At 42.8% G+C, this 17,869-nt stretch carries 16 protein-coding genes; 1 reads left to right on the forward strand and 15 read right to left on the reverse strand.

The genetic code is table 11. The annotated features are described in order from the left end of the window. Nucleotides 1-25: 25 nt before the first annotated feature. Nucleotides 26-496, reverse strand: coding sequence for a GNAT family N-acetyltransferase (locus GT508_RS11395; protein WP_015554185.1), 471 nt, complete (start codon nucleotides 494-496; stop codon nucleotides 26-28). Between the two features lie 92 nt (nucleotides 497-588). On the opposite strand from GT508_RS11395, the gene GT508_RS15140 reads away from it, so the two are divergent. After that, the gene (locus GT508_RS15140) at nucleotides 589-753 is read left to right on the forward strand and encodes a group II intron maturase-specific domain-containing protein (RefSeq protein ID WP_154253351.1); all 165 of its coding nucleotides are present in this window, start codon (nucleotides 589-591) and stop codon (nucleotides 751-753) included. A gap of 74 nt (nucleotides 754-827) precedes the next feature. On the opposite strand, the gene tsf is transcribed toward GT508_RS15140, so the two are convergent. From tsf to modA, 14 genes are all read right to left on the reverse strand, one after another. Beyond that, nucleotides 828-1,748, reverse strand: coding sequence for a translation elongation factor Ts (gene tsf, locus GT508_RS11405; protein WP_161144276.1), 921 nt, complete (start codon nucleotides 1,746-1,748; stop codon nucleotides 828-830). 33 nt (nucleotides 1,749-1,781) lie between these two features. Further along, a complete protein-coding gene (rpsB, locus tag GT508_RS11410) occupies nucleotides 1,782-2,516 on the reverse strand; it encodes a 30S ribosomal protein S2 (protein ID WP_028087118.1) in 735 nt (244 codons plus the stop codon). Between the two features lie 243 nt (nucleotides 2,517-2,759). Further along, nucleotides 2,760-3,914, reverse strand: a complete 1,155-nt coding sequence (locus GT508_RS11415) for a coiled-coil domain-containing protein (protein WP_161144277.1) — start codon at nucleotides 3,912-3,914, stop codon at nucleotides 2,760-2,762. A 237-nt stretch (nucleotides 3,915-4,151) separates the two neighbouring features. Continuing rightward, entirely contained in the window at nucleotides 4,152-5,678 is a 1,527-nt protein-coding gene (locus GT508_RS11420; RefSeq protein WP_117598084.1) for a glutamate synthase subunit beta, read from the reverse strand. 12 nt (nucleotides 5,679-5,690) lie between these two features. Next, entirely contained in the window at nucleotides 5,691-10,226 is a 4,536-nt protein-coding gene (gene gltB / locus GT508_RS11425; protein WP_055281095.1) for a glutamate synthase large subunit, read from the reverse strand. A 127-nt stretch (nucleotides 10,227-10,353) separates the two neighbouring features. Next, complete coding sequence (locus GT508_RS11430) at nucleotides 10,354-11,325, reverse strand: CPBP family intramembrane glutamic endopeptidase (protein WP_226851264.1); 972 nt, start codon at nucleotides 11,323-11,325, stop codon at nucleotides 10,354-10,356. Between the two features lie 94 nt (nucleotides 11,326-11,419). Beyond that, complete coding sequence (locus tag GT508_RS11435; protein WP_055281090.1) at nucleotides 11,420-11,911, reverse strand: prolyl-tRNA synthetase associated domain-containing protein; 492 nt, start codon at nucleotides 11,909-11,911, stop codon at nucleotides 11,420-11,422. Nucleotides 11,912-11,925: 14 nt separating this feature from the next. Further along, the gene (locus GT508_RS11440; protein WP_055281088.1) at nucleotides 11,926-12,480 is read right to left on the reverse strand and encodes a helix-turn-helix domain-containing protein; all 555 of its coding nucleotides are present in this window, start codon (nucleotides 12,478-12,480) and stop codon (nucleotides 11,926-11,928) included. A 66-nt stretch (nucleotides 12,481-12,546) separates the two neighbouring features. Further along, nucleotides 12,547-13,473, reverse strand: a complete 927-nt coding sequence (locus GT508_RS11445) for a tRNA dihydrouridine synthase (protein ID WP_055281086.1) — start codon at nucleotides 13,471-13,473, stop codon at nucleotides 12,547-12,549. Between the two features lie 2 nt (nucleotides 13,474-13,475). After that, nucleotides 13,476-14,180: a tRNA (N6-threonylcarbamoyladenosine(37)-N6)-methyltransferase TrmO gene (tsaA, locus tag GT508_RS11450; RefSeq protein ID WP_055281084.1), complete on the reverse strand. Its 705-nt coding sequence runs from the start codon at nucleotides 14,178-14,180 to the stop codon at nucleotides 13,476-13,478. Continuing rightward, nucleotides 14,177-15,028, reverse strand: coding sequence for a deoxyribonuclease IV (locus GT508_RS11455; RefSeq protein ID WP_161144278.1), 852 nt, complete (start codon nucleotides 15,026-15,028; stop codon nucleotides 14,177-14,179). Before GT508_RS11455 ends, tsaA begins: the two co-directional genes overlap by 4 nt. A gap of 54 nt (nucleotides 15,029-15,082) precedes the next feature. After that, the gene (locus tag GT508_RS11460; RefSeq protein WP_161144279.1) at nucleotides 15,083-16,132 is read right to left on the reverse strand and encodes a sulfate/molybdate ABC transporter ATP-binding protein; all 1,050 of its coding nucleotides are present in this window, start codon (nucleotides 16,130-16,132) and stop codon (nucleotides 15,083-15,085) included. Nucleotides 16,133-16,144: 12 nt separating this feature from the next. Beyond that, nucleotides 16,145-16,849 carry a molybdate ABC transporter permease subunit gene (modB, locus tag GT508_RS11465; RefSeq protein ID WP_028087107.1) on the reverse strand — a complete coding sequence of 235 codons (705 nt, stop codon included), beginning with the start codon at nucleotides 16,847-16,849 and terminating at the stop codon, nucleotides 16,145-16,147. Nucleotides 16,850-16,978: 129 nt separating this feature from the next. Further along, the gene (gene modA, locus GT508_RS11470) at nucleotides 16,979-17,857 is read right to left on the reverse strand and encodes a molybdate ABC transporter substrate-binding protein (RefSeq protein WP_172677186.1); all 879 of its coding nucleotides are present in this window, start codon (nucleotides 17,855-17,857) and stop codon (nucleotides 16,979-16,981) included. Nucleotides 17,858-17,869: the final 12 nt, after the last annotated feature.

Here is a 17,869-nt window from a genome sequence, read left to right on the forward strand (position 1 = left end):
TTTCAATTTTACAAACTGAAGTTTATCAGATTGTGTACTTCATAGGGGTAAACCTAATCCCGTCTATTTCTTGCTCGTCTGATTGTGGCTTAAATCCGATATGAAGATAAAATGGCTTACCGTATGGTGACGAATTTAAAGTAATCTCGTGCAACTTTGGAGCATCTTTCAAAATATCTGCTAAAAGATACTGAAAAATTGAAGTAGCTACACCTTGACGATGATATTCTTTCTTTGTGAATGCTAAGTTGATATGCTTCCTGTTTGAATACATACCGATAATTCCAATCATTTTACCCTTGTCAAACGCCGCATATATAGGGCAGATACCTTGTTGACATTTTGAAATAAATTCATCATTTTCAACTATATCTCGCTTGAATGTTTCAATTCCCTCCGGTTTATAGTCCGGTGCTTCAAATTGTAAAAACACTTCTAATGCTAAAGCAAGGGCTTCCATTACTTCATTGCTATGTATTTTTCGTATTTCATACATATCTCCACCTCAAATTCTAATTTGTTTATTTCTCTTATTCTAGCATATTCCCCAATCTTTAACATTATTTTTTTAAAAAATTTGAGGGCATATTGCAAAATGCAATACACCCTCAACACTCACAGCGTTCCCTTTCTATTTTTAAACAACAAGTAAATTCCTCGTTAAGAGGTTGGGTAAATTTCTTTACCCAATACCCTACCCAATCTGTACCCAAAATAGCACGATATTTTGTGAGATTTTACAGTAGTTCATAACACTTGTCAAAATAGGCAGAAACCGCTTAAATACGCTATTTAATTTGCTTTTTACCAGTCTTGCGATTGATAAATTAGTTTCCCATCTGTGCTGCAACTTCAGCTGCGAAGTCTTCATTCTTCTTCTCAAGACCTTCTCCTGTCTCAAAACGAACAAACTTCTTAACTGTCATGTTAGCTCCGTTCTCTTTAGCTACCTTCTCTACGTATTTAGCTACTGTAAGGTCGCTGTCCTGAACGTATACCTGATCTAACAGACAGATTTCTTTCATCTCTTTGTTGAGACGTCCGATAATCATCTTTTCGATAATATTATCCGGTTTGTTTGGATTCTCCTGTTTAGCCTGAGCAAGAAGAATCTCTTTTTCATGCTCTAAGAAAGAAGCATCTACTTCATCACGTGAAGTATATTTTGGAGACATAGCTGCAACCTGCATAGCTACGTTCTTCAGGCATGATCTGATCTCATCGTTAACAACATCTGTCTCAGCTTCTACAAGAACACCGATACGTCCGCCGCCGTGGATGTAAGATACTACACAACCATCAGTAACAACTTTCTCAAATCTTCTGATGCTGAGTTTTTCTCCGATTATAGAGATTTTCTCATTTAATGCATCCTGTACTGTCTTAGAAGCGTCTTCATTCCAAGCTTCAGCCATGAATCCATCCATATCTGCAGAATCAGAAGCGATTGCCTGATTAACAACTGCTTTAACGAATCCCTGGAATTCAGCATTCTTAGCAACGAAGTCTGTCTCTGAGTTAACTTCTACGATAGCTGCTGTCTTGTCATCCTTAACATCAGCCATAACAATACCTTCTGCTGCGATACGTCCGGCTTTTTTAACAGCCTTAGCTTCTCCGTTCTTTCTTAAGAACTCGATAGCTGCATCCATATCACCATTTGTCTCATTAAGAGCTTTCTTGCAGTCCATCATTCCTGCACCGGTCATTTCTCTTAATTCTTTTACCATCTTAGCTGTAACTGCCATGATCTTATCCTCCAATTATGTTTTTTAAGAATCTTATTCTTCTACTGCTTCTTCAGCTTCTTCAACATACTCTTCTTCGCCTGCAACACCCTGGTTAGCTTCTACTACAGCATCAGCCATCTTAGAAACGATCAGTTTTACAGCACGAATAGCATCGTCATTTCCAGGAATTACATAATCAAGTTCCTCTGGATCACAGTTAGTATCAGCGATACCGATAAGTGGAATTCCAAGAGTGTGTGCTTCCTGAACACAGATTCTTTCCTTCTTAGGATCTACGATAAAAATAGCATCTGGAAGTGTCTTCATGTCTTTGATTCCGCCAAGGTTCTTCTCAAGTTTATCCCATTCTTTCTTTAACTGGATAACTTCTTTCTTAGGCAGTACATCAAATGTTCCGTCTTCTGACATTCTTTCGATATCTTTCAGACGAGCGATTCTGCTCTTGATTGTCTTGAAGTTTGTAAGCATTCCTCCAAGCCATCTTTCATTTACATAGTACATTCCGCAACGTTCAGCTTCTACTTTGATAGCATCCTGAGCCTGCTTCTTAGTACCTACAAAAAGGATTGTTCCACCTTCTGCAGCGATATCAGCTACTGCCTGGTAAGCTTCATCTACTTTACCTACAGATTTCTGAAGGTCAATGATATAGATACCATTTCTCTCTGTGTAGATATAAGGAGCCATCTTAGGGTTCCATCTTCTTGTCTGATGTCCAAAGTGAACACCTGCTTCTAAAAGTTGCTTCATTGAAATAACGCTCATGTTTCTTTCCTCCATTGGTTTTTTACTTCCGCATATGTTGTTATACGTCCCCGAAACCGTCCTGTTACCAGGCTTTGGCACCATCGGGACAAGCCTATGCGTGATTTTTTGCGACTTTTTAATATTACCATAAAGGTTGTCTGTTTGCAAGGATTTTCATTTTATTTTTCTGCAAACTTTAGCATAAAAATAAAAAACCGAAGCCAGTTACCTGATTCCGGTTTTTATTTTATTTACTTTTCATTATCTACGCACATAGATCATACCAGACTGTACCGGTCCGACTTTTACAACATCTCCTGTGTGCGGAGCATGAATCATCTGACCATTTCCGATATAAATACCACAATGTGTTGCTGTTGTTACAACATCACCAGGCTGCGGGTTACTTACTCTTGTCCATCCCATGAATGTAAGTGTTGTTCCGAGACGGCTATAGCTTCCTGTCAGACAATAGCTTACAAATCCGGAACAGTCGAAACTGTTTGGTCCGTATGCACCCCATTCATAAGGTTTTCCAAGCTGGCTGTATGCTCTGCTTACGATTGAACCTCCGTTTGCATTCGTTCCACTCGTTATAGTACTGCTACTTGAATTGGATGGCTTTGTCGCAACAGATGCACTTGAGCTGCTGCTTGTTGTATTATTTCTGTTGCTTGTAGCTGTTGAACTGCTTGTTGTGTTATTTCTGTTGCTTGTTGTATTGTTTCTATTCGATGTTGAAGCTGCATTATTATTGCTTGCTGCTGCCTGCTGTCTTTCCGCTTCTTTTGCTGCTCTTTCTGCTGCTTCTCTGGCTGCTGCTTCTGCTGCTGCCTGAATCTCTGAATCCAGATTAGCAACTTCTGCTGATTTAGAAGTAATCAGGTTATTCAGGTTATCACCCTGTTTTTCATATTCCACCTGTTTACTTTCCAATTCTTTCTGGTCTTTTTCAAGACTGTCTTTCAGATCGGAAATCTGCTGTTTTGTCTCTACATATTCCTGCAATTGTTTTCTGTCGTAGCTATGTACATTCTGAACATATTCTGCTTTACTGAGAAGATCTGTAAAGTCTTCTGATGTAACCAGTGTCTCAAATGCTGAATCATTACCGGCTTCATACATATACTTGATACGCTTCTTCATTGCTGCATACTGTTCTTTTTCTTTTTCCTGCGCAACTTCCAAATCGCCCTGTGCTTTTGTAATGTCCTCACCGGTCTGAATCAATTCACTTTCCAGTGTATTGACCTTTCCCATTAATGTTGTCAGCTGCGACTGCAAGGAACTTACTTCACTCTGCTTTGCAGCTTTTTCCTTCTTCAAATCATCGACAGACGGTGCTGCCAAAACAGGTGTTACAATCATTGAACTTGTCACCACTGCTGTGATCAATCTGATTCCGTGTTTATTCATACTCACTCTTCTTTCTTTTTGTTTTAATTATTGCTTCCCCTCAGGCGCAAGATTATTCTTTCTTCCGCATCTGATTGCTATTATAGCTCAACATAGAGCAAATTGCAACATTTTTTAATACTTTTGTAACAATTACAGGCCGGAATATATGATTCCGACCTGTTCTTTCCTATTATAATTCAGCTTTTTATTTTATGCAAGGAAATTTTTCGCCCATCCTTTTGCTGTACTTTTTCACTACTGGACATACATATTCGTATATCCCATCAAACTGATATCTACAGCTTTTGCAGCCTCGCGCCCTTCACGGATTGCCCACACAACCAGTGACTGTCCTCTGTGCATATCGCCTGCTGTGAAGACATTTTTAACGTTTGTACTATATGCTCCGGCTGCAGTCTTAACATTTGTGCGTTCATTTACTTCTACGCCAAATGCTTTGGTCACATAATCCTGACTTCCCAGAAATCCTGCTGCGATCAATACCAGATCTACATCCACCGTGTATTCACTTCCGGCCACCTCTGCCATCATCATACGGCCTGTCTTTTCATCTTTTTTCGGCTCTAATTTCACAAGAACTGCCTTGCAGACTTTACCGTTTTTGTCTTTTTTAAATTCTTTGACGGTTGTCTGGTATACACGTGGGTCATGTCCAAATACGGCAGCGGCTTCCTGCTGACCGTAATCTGTCTTGCAAACTCTCGGCCACTCCGGCCAAGGATTCATCTCTGTACGTTCATCCGGAGCTTTCGGCATCATCTCAAGCTGCAGTACACTCTTGGCACCATGTCTCATCGATGTTCCCACACAGTCATTTCCTGTATCTCCTCCACCGATGACCATAACATTTTTTCCTTTTGCGGAAATGTATGTGCCTTCCTTCAGACTCAGGTCATAGGTTCCATCTGCATTCTGTTTTGCATTTTTCCAGAGTGCTTTTGTTGTTGATTTTAAGAAATCTACTGCGAAATAGATGCCTTCGGCTTCTCTTCCTGGTACTTTAATATCTCTTGGATTTGATGCACCGCAGCAAAGTACTATACGGTCAAATTCTTTTAATAATGTAGCTGCTTTCTTATCTTTTCCGATATTACATCCTGTCACAAACTGAACCCCTTCTTCTTCCATGATTGCAATCTTGCGATCAATGAACTGCTTTTCCAGTTTCATATTCGGGATACCATATCGGAGGAGTCCACCGATTTTATCTTCTCTTTCAAAGACAGTCACACTGTGTCCCCTTCTGTTCAGCATATCAGCAGTTGCAAGTCCCGACGGACCGGAACCTACAACTGCAACCTTCTTACCGGTTCTTACCTTTACCGGTTTTGCTGCCGCATAACCTTTTTTGTATGCATTTTCAATAATGCTATATTCATTCGCCTTACTTGAAACTGCATCTCCGTTCAGTCCGCATGTACATGCAGCCTCACAGAGTGCCGGACATACCCTTGATGTAAATTCCGGAAAGTTGTTCGTCTTTTTCAGTCTGTAATATGCTTCTTCCCAGTTTTCCTGAAAAATCAGATCATTCCATTCCGGTACCAGGTTGTGAAGAGGGCATCCGCTTGCCATTCCCATCAGCATCTGACCAGACTGGCAGAACGGCACGCCACATGCCATACATCTGGCTCCCTGCAGCTCCTGTTCTTCTTTTGACAGAGGTGTATGAAACTCTTTAAAATGCTTAATTCGCTCTTTTGGATCTTCAGCCATCTTATCCTGCCTGTCATAATCCATAAATCCTGTTGCTTTTCCCACTGTTCTTACCCCCTATCTTCCTTCTTTGATCGCATAAAATGCTTCTGTCTTTGCCTGTTCACTGCTCATGCCCTGTTCTTCCATCTGAAGGATGGTTGTCAGCATACGTTCATAATCAATCGGAATAATCTTCTTGAATTTCGGAAGATATTCAGTGAAGTTATCCAGAATCTTCTTACCAAGTTCCGAATTGGTATTGGCAACATGTTCTTCGATCATGCTCTTTAATTCTCCGACATCGATCTTGGTTGTCACATGTTCAATATGAACCATCTCTTTATTGACTCTTGTATAAAGATCATTTTCCATATCCAGTACATAAGCAACTCCACCGCTCATACCGGCTGCGAAGTTCTTACCTGTTCCGCCAAGGACTGCTACGCGTCCGCCTGTCATATATTCACATCCGTGATCTCCTACACCTTCTACAACTGCTGTCGCACCGGAATTACGTACTGCAAAACGTTCTCCCGCCACGCCATTGATGAATACTTTACCGCTGGTTGCCCCGTAGAGTGCCACGTTACCGATGATAATGTTTTCTTCCGCTTTATAGCGTATTCCTTTTGGTGGATATACTACAAGTTTTCCGCCGGAAAGTCCCTTTCCGAAATAGTCATTACTGTCACCGGTCAGTTCCAGTGTCAGTCCTTTCGGAATAAATGCGCCGAAGGACTGTCCGCCGGCACCCTTACAATGTACCACATAGCTGTCTTCGTCCAAACCTTCCGGATATCTTCTCGTAATCTCCGAACCAAAGATTGTACCAAATGTACGGTTCGTATTTGTCACATCTATTTCAATGCTTCTCTTCTGTTTCTTCTCTACCGCCGGGAGCAATTCTCTGACCAGAACTTTTTCATCCAGAGTTTTCTCCAATTCAAAGTCGAAGACTTTCTTTGGATTGAATGTCATCGGTGTCTTTGTGCCTTCATATGGATTATCGAGAATCTGTTCCAGATTCAGTGTGGCTGCACGTTCTGAAGTTGCCACTTCCTTTACTTTTAGAAGATCTGTTCTTCCAACCAGTTCATCCAGTGTACGGACACCGAATCTTGCCATATATTCTCGCAGTTCTTCTGCAATAAAACGCATAAAGTTCACGACATATTCCGGTTTTCCACGGAAACGTTTTCTCAGTTCCGGATTCTGCGTTGCCACACCGACCGGGCAGGTATCCAGATTACATACACGCATCATTACGCACCCCATCGTTACCAGCGGTGCAGTTGCAAATCCGAATTCTTCTGCTCCAAGGATCGCTGCGATCGCCACATCACGACCACTCATTAGCTTACCGTCTGTCTCGATACGGACTCTTTCTCTTAAGCCATTCTGAATCAGTGTCTGATGCGTCTCTGCAAGTCCCAGTTCCCATGGAAGTCCTGCATTATGGATGGAACTTCTTGGTGCTGCCCCGGTTCCTCCGTCATATCCGGAAATCAATATCAGGCCTGCTCCCGCTTTGGCTACACCGGCTGCAACTGTACCGACACCGGCTTCTGATACCAGTTTTACTGTAATTCTCGCATCTTTGTTCGCATTTTTACAGTCATATATGAGTTGCGCAAGATCCTCGATCGAATAGATATCATGATGCGGCGGTGGTGAGATCAGGCTGACCCCAGGTGTAGAATGACGTGTCTTTGCAATCCACGGATATACTTTTCCACCAGGCAGATGTCCGCCCTCTCCCGGTTTTGCCCCCTGCGCCATCTTGATCTGTATTTCCTGTGCACTTACCAGGTATCTGGATGTAACGCCAAATCGTCCGGAAGCTACCTGTTTGATCGCAGAGCATCTGTTCGTATCCAGACGTTCAATCTCCTCTCCACCTTCACCACTGTTGGATTTACCATGCAACTGGTTCATCGCAATTGCCAGTGTCTCATGCGCTTCTTTCGAGATAGAACCATAAGACATTGCTCCTGTCTTGAATCGTTTTACAATCTCGTCGACGCTTTCTACTTCTTCGATTGGAATGCCTTTCTTTGGATAGTTGAATTCTAACTGTCCACGCAGGTTGATGTGTTCTCCTTCCGCATTGACCAGCTCTGTATACTGTTTGAACATACCATAGTCACCGCGTCTGGTAGATTCCTGCAGCATATGGATCGTCTGTGGATTATAAAGATGTCTCTCTCCGCCGCTTTTTAGTTTGTGCTGCCCTACACTGTTCAGTGTCATATCCACTTCCAGTCCGAGCGGATCAAATGCCTGTGAATGACGCGCAATATAATCTGCTGCAATCTCTTCAATTCCGATTCCGCCAATTCTGCTGACAGTATCTGTAAAATATTTATCAATGAATTCCTGTTTTAATCCGATTGCTTCAAATATCTTTGCTCCCTGATAAGACTGGATTGTGGAGATACCCATCTTTGATGCAATCTTTACAATTCCGCTAAGTACCGCATTGTTATAATCATCTACTGCTGCATAATAGTCTTTCTGAAGCATATCTGTATCGATCAGCTGTTTGATGGATTCGTGTGCAAGATACGGGTTGATCGCACATGCACCATAACCGATCAGTGTTGCGAAGTGATGTACCTCTCTTGGTTCTCCGGTCTCCAGAACGATTCCTACAGAAGTACGTTTCTTTGTGCGCACCAGATGCTGCTGCAGTCCGGAAAGCACCAGGAGCGAAGGCATTGCCACGTGATATTCATCTACACCTCTATCTGAGAGGATCAGAATGTTGGCTCCTTCACGGATAGCTCTGTCAACTTCAATAAACAGATAATCAATTGCCTTTTCAAGGCTCGAATTCTTGTAATAGATGGTCGGAATCTCCGCAACCTTGAATCCATCTTCTTTCATATTTTTAATTTTCAGAAGATCTGTCTCTGTAAGAATTGGATTGTTAACCTTTAACATCTTACAGTTCTCTGCTTTTTCTTCCAGAAGGTTTCCATCTTCACCAATATAAACCGTTGTAGATGTAACGACCTTCTCACGGATTGCATCGATTGGAGGGTTGGTTACCTGTGCAAAACGTTGTTTGAAATATCCAAACAGGTTCTGATGCATGTCAGATAATACCGCAAGCGGCGCATCAATACCCATGGCTGCTGTTCCTTCAGCACCATTCTTCGCCATGTTCAGGATAGAAGTCTTTACTTCTTCATATGAATAGCCGAATGCTTTCTGAAGTCTTCTGCATTCTTCTGCTGTATAAGCTGGAACCTTCTGATTCGGGATCTTCAGATCCTTTAATTCGATCAGATTGTTATCCAGCCACTCACCATAAGGCTGTCTGCTTGCATAAGTTTCTTTTAATTCTTCGTCATCAATGACTTTTCCTTTTTTGATATCTACCAGAAGCATCTTTCCCGGATGCAAACGTTCTTTCACTACAATCTTCTCCGGTGGAATATCCAGTACACCAACTTCCGAAGAAAGGATCAGCATATCATCATCCGTGATATAATACCTCGATGGACGCAGGCCATTTCTGTCAAGCACGGCTCCCATGCAGTCACCATCACTGAACAGGATAGACGCCGGACCATCCCATGGTTCCATCATAGTTGCATAATACTGATAAAAATCTTTCTTTTTCTGGGAAAGGTTTCTGTTATTTGCCCACGGTTCCGGAATTGCGATCATAACTGCCAGTGGAAGATCCATACCACTCATAACCATGAATTCAATTGCATTATCCAGCATTGCCGAATCAGAACCGCTACTATTGATTGCAGGAAGCACTTCATGAAGTTTTCCTTTCATACACTCGGATTCCATATTTTCTTCTCTGGCACGCATCTTATCCGTATTGCCGCGGATCGTGTTTATCTCGCCATTATGCACAATAAAACGGTTCGGATGCGCTCTCTCCCAGCTTGGATTCGTGTTCGTACTGAATCTGGAGTGAACCAGTGCGATTGCGGAATCATAATCCGGATCCTGCAGATCAGGGAAGAACAGTCTGAGCTGATCTACCAGAAACATTCCTTTATAAGCGATGGTACGGCTGGAAAGCGATGCCACATATGTATCATCTGCACTCTGCTCAAATACGCGCCTTACAATATACAGTTTACGGTCAAAGTCACCCCCCTGCTCTACCTTCTTAGGTCTTTCAATAAATCCCTGCATAATACATGGCATACATTCGACCGCTCTGCTTCCAAGTACGTCTGCCTTCACCGGAACTTCTCTCCATCCAAGGAAATTCATTCCTTCTTTTTTGACGATCACTTCGAATATCTTCTTTGCCTGATTTCTCTTTAATTCGTCCTGTGGAAAGAAGAACATTCCCACTCCGTAATCTCTTTCAGAACGTAAAAAGATGCCGAGAGGTTTACAGACTTTAGAGAAGAATCTGTGAGAAACTTGTAATAAGATTCCAACTCCATCACCTGTCTTACCTTCGGCATCCTTGCCAGCTCTATGTTCAAGATTTTCAACGATTTTCAATGCATTTGCCACTGTATCGTGACTTTTCTGTCCTTTGATATTAACGATCGCACCGATTCCACAGTTATCATGTTCAAATTCGGAACGATACAGTCCACGTTGCTGGACTACATTTCCTTCTTTCATACATCTGTTCCTTTCTTTTGTTTTTTCCTACTATATCACAAGGCTTTACTGTTGTAAAGATAAAAATTATTTTGAGTTGTCAGATTATTTGACTTTTTGTATTCCAGCCCAAAAAGAATCTGACAACTTACATTGCCAGATTCTCGTTTTCTTTCTTCTTTGTTGGTTTTTCTTCAATGCGCTGGATTATAACAAACATTGTTGATGCAACTGCTGCACAAACAACTGTAATTATACCGATCCGGATATTATCTTTCAGCATCCAGTTATAGAGTCCATATCTGGTAGCCAGCACAGATAACAGATTCATTGACATATGTGCTGCCACCGGTGCTTTCAATGAACCATATTTTTCATACACATATGCCAGCATCATCCCCAGGGCAAATCCATAGAGCATCTGCACCAGATTCACATGCAATATGCCAAATACGACGGATGAATAGACCATCGCATACACAAATGAGCTTTCCCTTTCCATTCTTCTGAAGAACAATCCTCTGAATACATATTCTTCACAGATGGGTACCAGCACTGCCAGACACACGATCTGTATTGCAAGCGGTGCCGAATACATCGCATTCATAGTTGCCTTATAATTTGCATCTATCGCTGACAGATTTCCAATGATGATCAGGTTATTCAGCCCCAAACTCATGGCAAGTGCCATAATGATCACTGCCGGATATTGCCACAACGGCGCTTTCTTATCCTGTACGATACCGGCTGTCTTCTCTTTCTTTCTGTCCCCGTGATACATAAGTGCCATAACAGGGATTGTAACAAGTGCCGACAGACCTTCTACCCATGTCGTATAGTCGATATACTTATTCAACATCTTTTCATAAAAGGCCATCAGCTTATTCTGATCAGACATCAACGCCTCTAATGCTGCCTGCGTCTGATAGTGTGTCTTCATATATGCCATCATCATGGCTGCCATGACTGCCATACCTACGCCGATTCCGATCCCCCATTTGATCAGGAGCGGTCCCCACATCTTCCAGAAACGTTTTCCCGGTGTCTCAACTGGTTTTCTCTCCTGTTCCTGGTGATAATGGTATCCCGGCTGGTCGTGTCCGTTCTGCCATTCTTCCATAGTTATCCTCACTTTCATCTGTTGCTTCGTATCATATACTGTTCTATTCTACTTCTACGTGAGGAAAGTTGCAATTAAAAAAATATAAACTTTTTTACAATTTGATCTTTACGACATCGACATCCAGATTCCATAAAAACTTATCCAGATCTTTGAATGATATGAATACTGTTGCTGTATTTTCCAACGGATGGATTCCCATACTTTTACATCTGCTTAAATTTTTATCGATGAAAAATTCTACCGCATGCTCGGTATCATTCATCAGCGCAAACGGAGTTACGCTCCCCTGCTTTACGCCAAGATATTTCTCCAGGCGTTCTTCGGATGCAAAGCTTAGATTTCCTGCTCCAAGCTGTCTTCCGAGCGTCTTTAAGTCTACTTTTGTCTTCTCATCTGCTGTGATCAGGAAGTGTCTCTTTCCTTTGGAATCTCTCAGGAATAAGTTCTTGCATAAAGTTCCTTTTTCCGGGAGTCCCAGCCGGTCCATATCCTCCATCGTATGTACGGGTTCATGCTCTACCACCTCGTACTTAATTCCCATCTTGTTTAACGCATCATATACACGCTGTTTCTGGTCTTCCATGCTGTTTCTCCTTTCTAATTCGGGTAATGTACTACGATATTCGCAGTCACCGTTCCCTTTCCTGTGTTCTTATACACGTAATCATCAAAAGCATTATACGAAGCTGCATCGCCGGCTCTCAATACATATTCCTGGTCTTTAAAAATCAGTGTCAGTTCACCGGAATACACGGTAATGAATTCTCTCGTACCATTCATCTGACGATTCGCCTGCATCATTCCGTTCTCATCAAATTCCAAGTCAAAGATTTCAAAATCCTGTCCCTCCCGGAAACTGAAGATCGGATAAAGGCGGTATCTTCCATCATCCCCCGCCAAAGGTTCTACTCCTTTCTTCCCGGTTTCAAAGAATGGCTGTGGTTTGTCTGCGGTAAATGCAGTAACCGGTACCTTTAATCCCAATGCCAGTTTATACACTGTTGATATCGTAGGATTGACTTCTCCTCTTTCCAGCTGGCTCAACATACTTTTGCTGATTGTGGTAAGGGATGACACTTGTTCCAGACTCAGTCCTTTTCCTTTCCTGATATCTTTCAGATTCTCTGCGATCAACTCATTCAAATGATCCAATTCATGCCCCTCCCTTTTTCAAAATTCCTGTATATAGAATTTTTATCTATTATATTGCATACGTTTTCAAAAGTAAAGGATTTCTTCTACAGCTACTTCATAGCGGTCCAGTTTCTCTGCCTTCCGGATCTTTTTTAACTGTTTTTCTTTATCCTGGAACAAAGTTCCAAGATAACACCAGAGTTCTTTCATCTTGAACAACACATTCTTATCCCCACTGCTTACCTCCTGGTAATCCTGAAAAATCTGGTCATGGAATGCCCTTAATTTCTTCACATCAATTCTTCCGCCACCGGATTCGATAATATCTGTCAGTTCCGGATTCCTCAGGATTCCACGCCCCAACATAACACAGGATATCTCCGGAAACCGTTTTTTTAACCTTTCCATATCCTCAACTGTAAAGATATCGCCGTTATAACACAATGGATGCCTGCATTCTTTCACTGCGTCCGCAAATGCATCCAGATCTGGATGGCCTTTATAAAACTGCTGCTGCACCCTGGGATGCACGATCAGTTCTTCCACCGGATATTTATTATAAATATCCAGAAGCTGTCCCCACTCATCGGCGTCATATTTTCCGATTCTTGTCTTAATAGAGATCTTTACATCCGCTTTCGCATAGATCTCATCTAGGAACCGTTCCAACTTCTCTGTATGGATCAGGAATCCGGATCCCCGCCCTTTCGATACTACGGTCTTCGACGGGCATCCAAGATTCAGGTTCACCTCGTCATATCCATACATCTTTAACTTTTCTACTGTATCCAAAAAACCTTTTGCATCATTTGCCAGGATCTGTGGCACCAGATACATGTCCGGATTGTGTTCCGGCAAAATATCATTCTTCTCCCGTGTATTAAAATCCTTTTTGGTATGCGGCACCAGAAACGGTGTGAAATATTTCTCCATCGGACGGTAATGTGTGTGATATGCCCTCCGGTATATGTAAGTTGTGATTCCTTCTAATGGCGCAAGATAGTACTTCACCTTTATGTCCTCCTGATTGTCTTCCTATTATTGCTCTGTCCGATCTCACAGACCGTCAACACGCAGTCTTTCACCCGGAATTTGATTTCGTATCCGGCATATTCCATTCCATACACCCTGTCCGGGTCATTCTGATAAGATGGTCTCGGATCACCGGCAAGAATCTGCCTCACACATTCCCTGTGCTCCTCCGGCAGTTTTGACAGATAGATTTCCGGAATCTCTACCTCTAATGCATAATTCTTTACCACATCAGCGAATCCGCCTCTGGCATCCGGTACACAATCCGCATATGGAAGATATGGTTTGATATCGAAGATTGGTGTTCCATCCATCAGATCTGCCCCTTCCACTTCAATAACCATTCCTTTTTCCGGATGCTTTTTAATTCCGGTCAGCTTCACACAGGATAATCCAATCGGATTCGGACGGAACGGTGATCTGGTTGCAAACACACCGCACCGTTTATTCCCCCCAAGCCGCGGCGGACGCACGGTCGGACTCCAGCCTGTTCTGACAGTCTCTGAAAACTCCCAGATCAGCCACAGATGTGAACATTCTTCGAGTCCTTTTAGTGCCTCTTCTTTGCGGTATTCCGGTTCGAATACAATAGTTCCTTTCGTATTCACAAGTCCCGACTGTCTCGGAATCCCGAATTTTGTCGGAAAGTCTGTTTGGATTTTTGCTATATATTTCAGTGCTTTCAAATATGTTCGCTCCTTGTTTCCCCCAGATACTCTTTTAATCTGGCAATTTCATCTTTGTGTCCGGCATCATCAAGCGGTGTCTCCAGATAGAATGGAAGATCTTTTAGCTTTGGATAACGCATCACATTCAGAAGAGCTTCCAATCCGATCTCTCCATCTCCGATCACTGCATGACGGTCCTTTCTGGAATCAAACGGCATCATACTGTCATTTAGATGGACAGCTCTTAAAAGCGGCAGTCCCAGTATCCGGTCAAATTCTTCCAGCACTCCATCCAGATTATGAACAATATCATATCCCGCCGCAAACACATGACAGGTATCTAGACAGATTCCGATCCTTTCCGGATGCTGCACACCGTCCCGGATCTCTTTCAGCTGTTCAAACCGGTAACCGATCTCTGTACCCTTTCCACTCATCGTTTCCAGTAAAACCGTAATGTTCTCCGAACCTGTAATTGCCTGATCCAGTCCACGGATGATATTGGCAATTCCTGCTTCTTCTCCAATCCCGGTATGACTGCCCGGATGGAATACCAGATTTTCTATCTGCAATTCATCCATACGTCTGATATCTTCCCGTATCACCGTACAGGCAAATTCATACGTTTTTTCTGTTGCACTCGCCAGATTCATCGTATACGGTGCATGTGCGAGAACCGGACCGAATGCATGACCTTTCCGTATCTTCTGGAATCTTTCTATTTCTTCCGGCAGATACGTTTTATAACTTGATCCTCTTGGATTCCTGCTGAATATCTGCATGGTATCAGCATTCATCTTTACTACGTTTTCCGCAGTTTTTGCAAGTCCTCCTGCGATGGACATGTGTGTTCCGATTGTATACATTATTTCCCTCCATAGAATCATCTTAAAACTCTGATGCTCATTATAACATGCTTTCTATTTCAGCAAAAGAATCTCTTTTTCCGGCAGTTTCAAATAATCCGGAATTCCTTTTTCTTCCAGTTCTGCCCAGAGGGTTTTCTGTACATACCAGCAGATATCGTCGCTTTCTTCCGTCTCTCCTTTTAAGAAATATTTCCATTCGAATGGAAATTCTGCCTTTCCTTTTACCTTAACCGGAATACAGTTGTCTTCTCTTTCTCCCCATACCGGAATGAACTCGTGGGCGCGGAGCCCGATATGGGTGATATCCACATCTATCATCTGTTTCAGATGAAGACAGGTTCCCCAGTCCGGAATCCTGACATGATGTGCATCCAGACGTTCTGCCGGAACGATATTCTTACATCCGGTAAGTCTTGCAGCTTCTACCTTCTTTGGATGGTCAAATATCTCCTTTGTATCACCATAACAGATCTGCTTTCCGTCATCGATAACAAGAAGTTCTTCGCTGAACCGGTAGATTTCATCCCTGCTGTGGGACACCAGGATCACCGTCCCGTCATAATCACTCAAAAGTTCCATCATCTCCTGCTGCAGACGGTCTTTCAAGAAGACATCCAGTGCCGAAAACGGTTCATCAAGAAGGATGACGGACGGCTCATATGCCATAATCCTCGCCAGTGCAACTCTCTGCTGCTGACCACCGGAAAGCTCTCTCGGAAGTCTTTTTTCCAGCCCCTCCAGGCGGAAATGCCGTATCATCTTCTCTACCTGTTCCTGCTTCTTCTTTTTATCACCGGAAAGTCCGGCTCCTACATTCTGTGCCACGGTCATTGTAGGGAATAATGCATAGTTCTGGAACATATAACCGACATTTCTTTTCTGTGGTTTTAAACACGTTCCGGCATCGGAATCATACAGGATATGCTCTCCGATCCGGATATAGCCCTTGTCCGGATGTTCAATTCCCGCAATGCTTTTCAAAGTCAGACTCTTGCCGCTTCCGGAAGCCCCAAGGATTCCGATTCTCTTCTTCATGGATTTCCAGCAGACATCCAGTTCATATTCTCCAAACTTCTTATGTATCTTTACTTCCATCGACATCTGTCTTTCCTCCTACCATCTCCGGATATTCTTCATATTCCGGCCTGTCACCAGATTCATGAGGAATATCAGCACAAATGCAACCAGCATAATGATCACAACCCAGATTCCGGCTGTCATGTAATCACCATCCTGGATAACCATTGCAATCCTCTGGGAAATGGTTCCCGTCTTTCCCGGAATATTGCCTGCAAGCATGGACGTTGCACCGTATTCTCCCAGCGCTCTTGCGAATGTCAGGATTGTTCCTGCCACAAGGCCCGGTCCTGCAGAAGGAACCGCAACCTTCCAGAATATCTTATATTCCGGCATGCCAAGTGTCCTTGCCGCATGGATCAGATTTACATCGATCTGTTCGAATGCCGCTCTTGCATTTCTATACATCAGCGGAAATGCGATCACCGTTGCTGCGATGATACAGCCTGCCCAAGTCTGTACAACCTTGATACCAAACTCCTCATACAGCAGAATTCCAAACGGACGTCTTCTGCTGAACAGAAGAAGCAGGAAGAATCCTGCTGCCGTTGGCGGCAGTACCATCGGCAGTGTCAGGATTCCATCTGCAATTGCTTTCACTTTCGGACCTGCCTTGATCACTTTTCTCGCAGCAAACAGACCAAGGAAAAATGAGAATATCGTTGCAACAATTCCTGTCTTCAATGATACATACAACGGACTGTAGTCCAGTCCCTTTAATATCTCTATCACTGCATCCATGTATTTTCCTCCTCGTATTTCATCTATTGCATCTATTACATACTTTATCTGTAATATACTTTGATAAACAGAAAACATGCAGCCGTAACCGTCTGCATATTTTCTGTGTTTGTACTCCTATAGATTTTCTTATCTTTCTACATCTGTATCAAAGTAGTATGCATCAAAGACTTTCTTGGCCTTATCAGATAATACAAATTTGTAGAAGTCTTTTGCTGCTACAGTCTGTGTCTTATCTGCCTCATCATTCTGTACCTGGCAGATTGGATAGATAACATCACCTGTCAGATCATAGCTTACTGTCTGAAGGATATCGAGTTTGTCTTCATATCCGTAAGTATCTGAATAGTATGTTGTTCCCACTTCGCAGGATCCTTCTGCTACTGCTGTAAGTACTTTACTTACATTGTCTTCCTCACTGATCTCAACTCCACCGAGTGCCTGTGATACCTGGACTGTTGTAATGGCATCTACTTCCCCGTCTGTTTTTAATGTTCCGAGATTTACAAGTGCCTGTCTTGTATACTTTCCGACCGGAACGCTTCCTCCTGCAAGTGCAATACTTTTGGCATCTTTCAAATTCTCAAGCCCTGTCACCTTTGTTCCGCTGTCCTTTAGAGATATAACTACTACCTGGTTGTTCAGGACGTTTGCTCTTGTTCCGTCTACTACCAGTCCGTCTGCTTCGAGCTGATCCATCTGCTTCTGTGCTGCCGAGAAGAACAAGTCGCACTCATATCCTTCTTCAATCTGTGTCAGAAGCGTTCCCGAACTGTCTGCGTTGAAGGTGATCTTCACTTCCGGATGATCTTCGTTATACTCTTTAGCAAGTTCTGTCATAACTGTATTCAGACTTGCTGCGATGAATACCTGGATCTCCGTCTCTTTTTTGCTGTCATCTGCTGCCTTTTCTTCTGTCTTTTTGTTTCCTCCGCATGCTGCCAGTGAGACTACCATCACTCCCGCCAGAAGGACAGCTGCGATTCTCTTTACTATCTGGTTTCTCATAATACTTTCTCT

The sequence above is a fragment of the Dorea sp. BIOML-A1 genome, assembly GCF_009875615.1.
Lineage (GTDB): Bacteria > Bacillota > Clostridia > Lachnospirales > Lachnospiraceae > Dorea_A > Dorea_A amylophila.

Bases quoted from the DNA above. Each gene is read 5' to 3' on its own strand.
- GT508_RS11435 (WP_055281090.1), bottom strand. From the start codon at position 11,911: ATGGAAGACCAGAAACAGCGTGTATATGATGCGTTAAACAAGATGGGA.
- gltB (WP_055281095.1), bottom strand. From the start codon at position 10,226: ATGAAAGAAGGAAATGTAGTCCAGCAACGTGGACTGTATCGTTCCGAA.
- GT508_RS11430 (WP_226851264.1), bottom strand. From the start codon at position 11,325: ATGGAAGAATGGCAGAACGGACACGACCAGCCGGGATACCATTATCAC.
- GT508_RS11460 (WP_161144279.1), bottom strand. From the start codon at position 16,132: ATGTCGATGGAAGTAAAGATACATAAGAAGTTTGGAGAATATGAACTG.
- rpsB (WP_028087118.1), bottom strand. From the start codon at position 2,516: ATGAGCGTTATTTCAATGAAGCAACTTTTAGAAGCAGGTGTTCACTTT.
- GT508_RS11455 (WP_161144278.1), bottom strand. From the start codon at position 15,028: ATGTATACAATCGGAACACACATGTCCATCGCAGGAGGACTTGCAAAA.
- GT508_RS11415 (WP_161144277.1), bottom strand. From the start codon at position 3,914: ATGAATAAACACGGAATCAGATTGATCACAGCAGTGGTGACAAGTTCA.
- tsf (WP_161144276.1), bottom strand. From the start codon at position 1,748: ATGGCAGTTACAGCTAAGATGGTAAAAGAATTAAGAGAAATGACCGGT.
- GT508_RS11395 (WP_015554185.1), bottom strand. From the start codon at position 496: ATGTATGAAATACGAAAAATACATAGCAATGAAGTAATGGAAGCCCTT.
- modB (WP_028087107.1), bottom strand. From the start codon at position 16,849: ATGGATGCAGTGATAGAGATATTAAAGGGACTGGACTACAGTCCGTTG.
- modA (WP_172677186.1), bottom strand. From the start codon at position 17,857: ATGAGAAACCAGATAGTAAAGAGAATCGCAGCTGTCCTTCTGGCGGGA.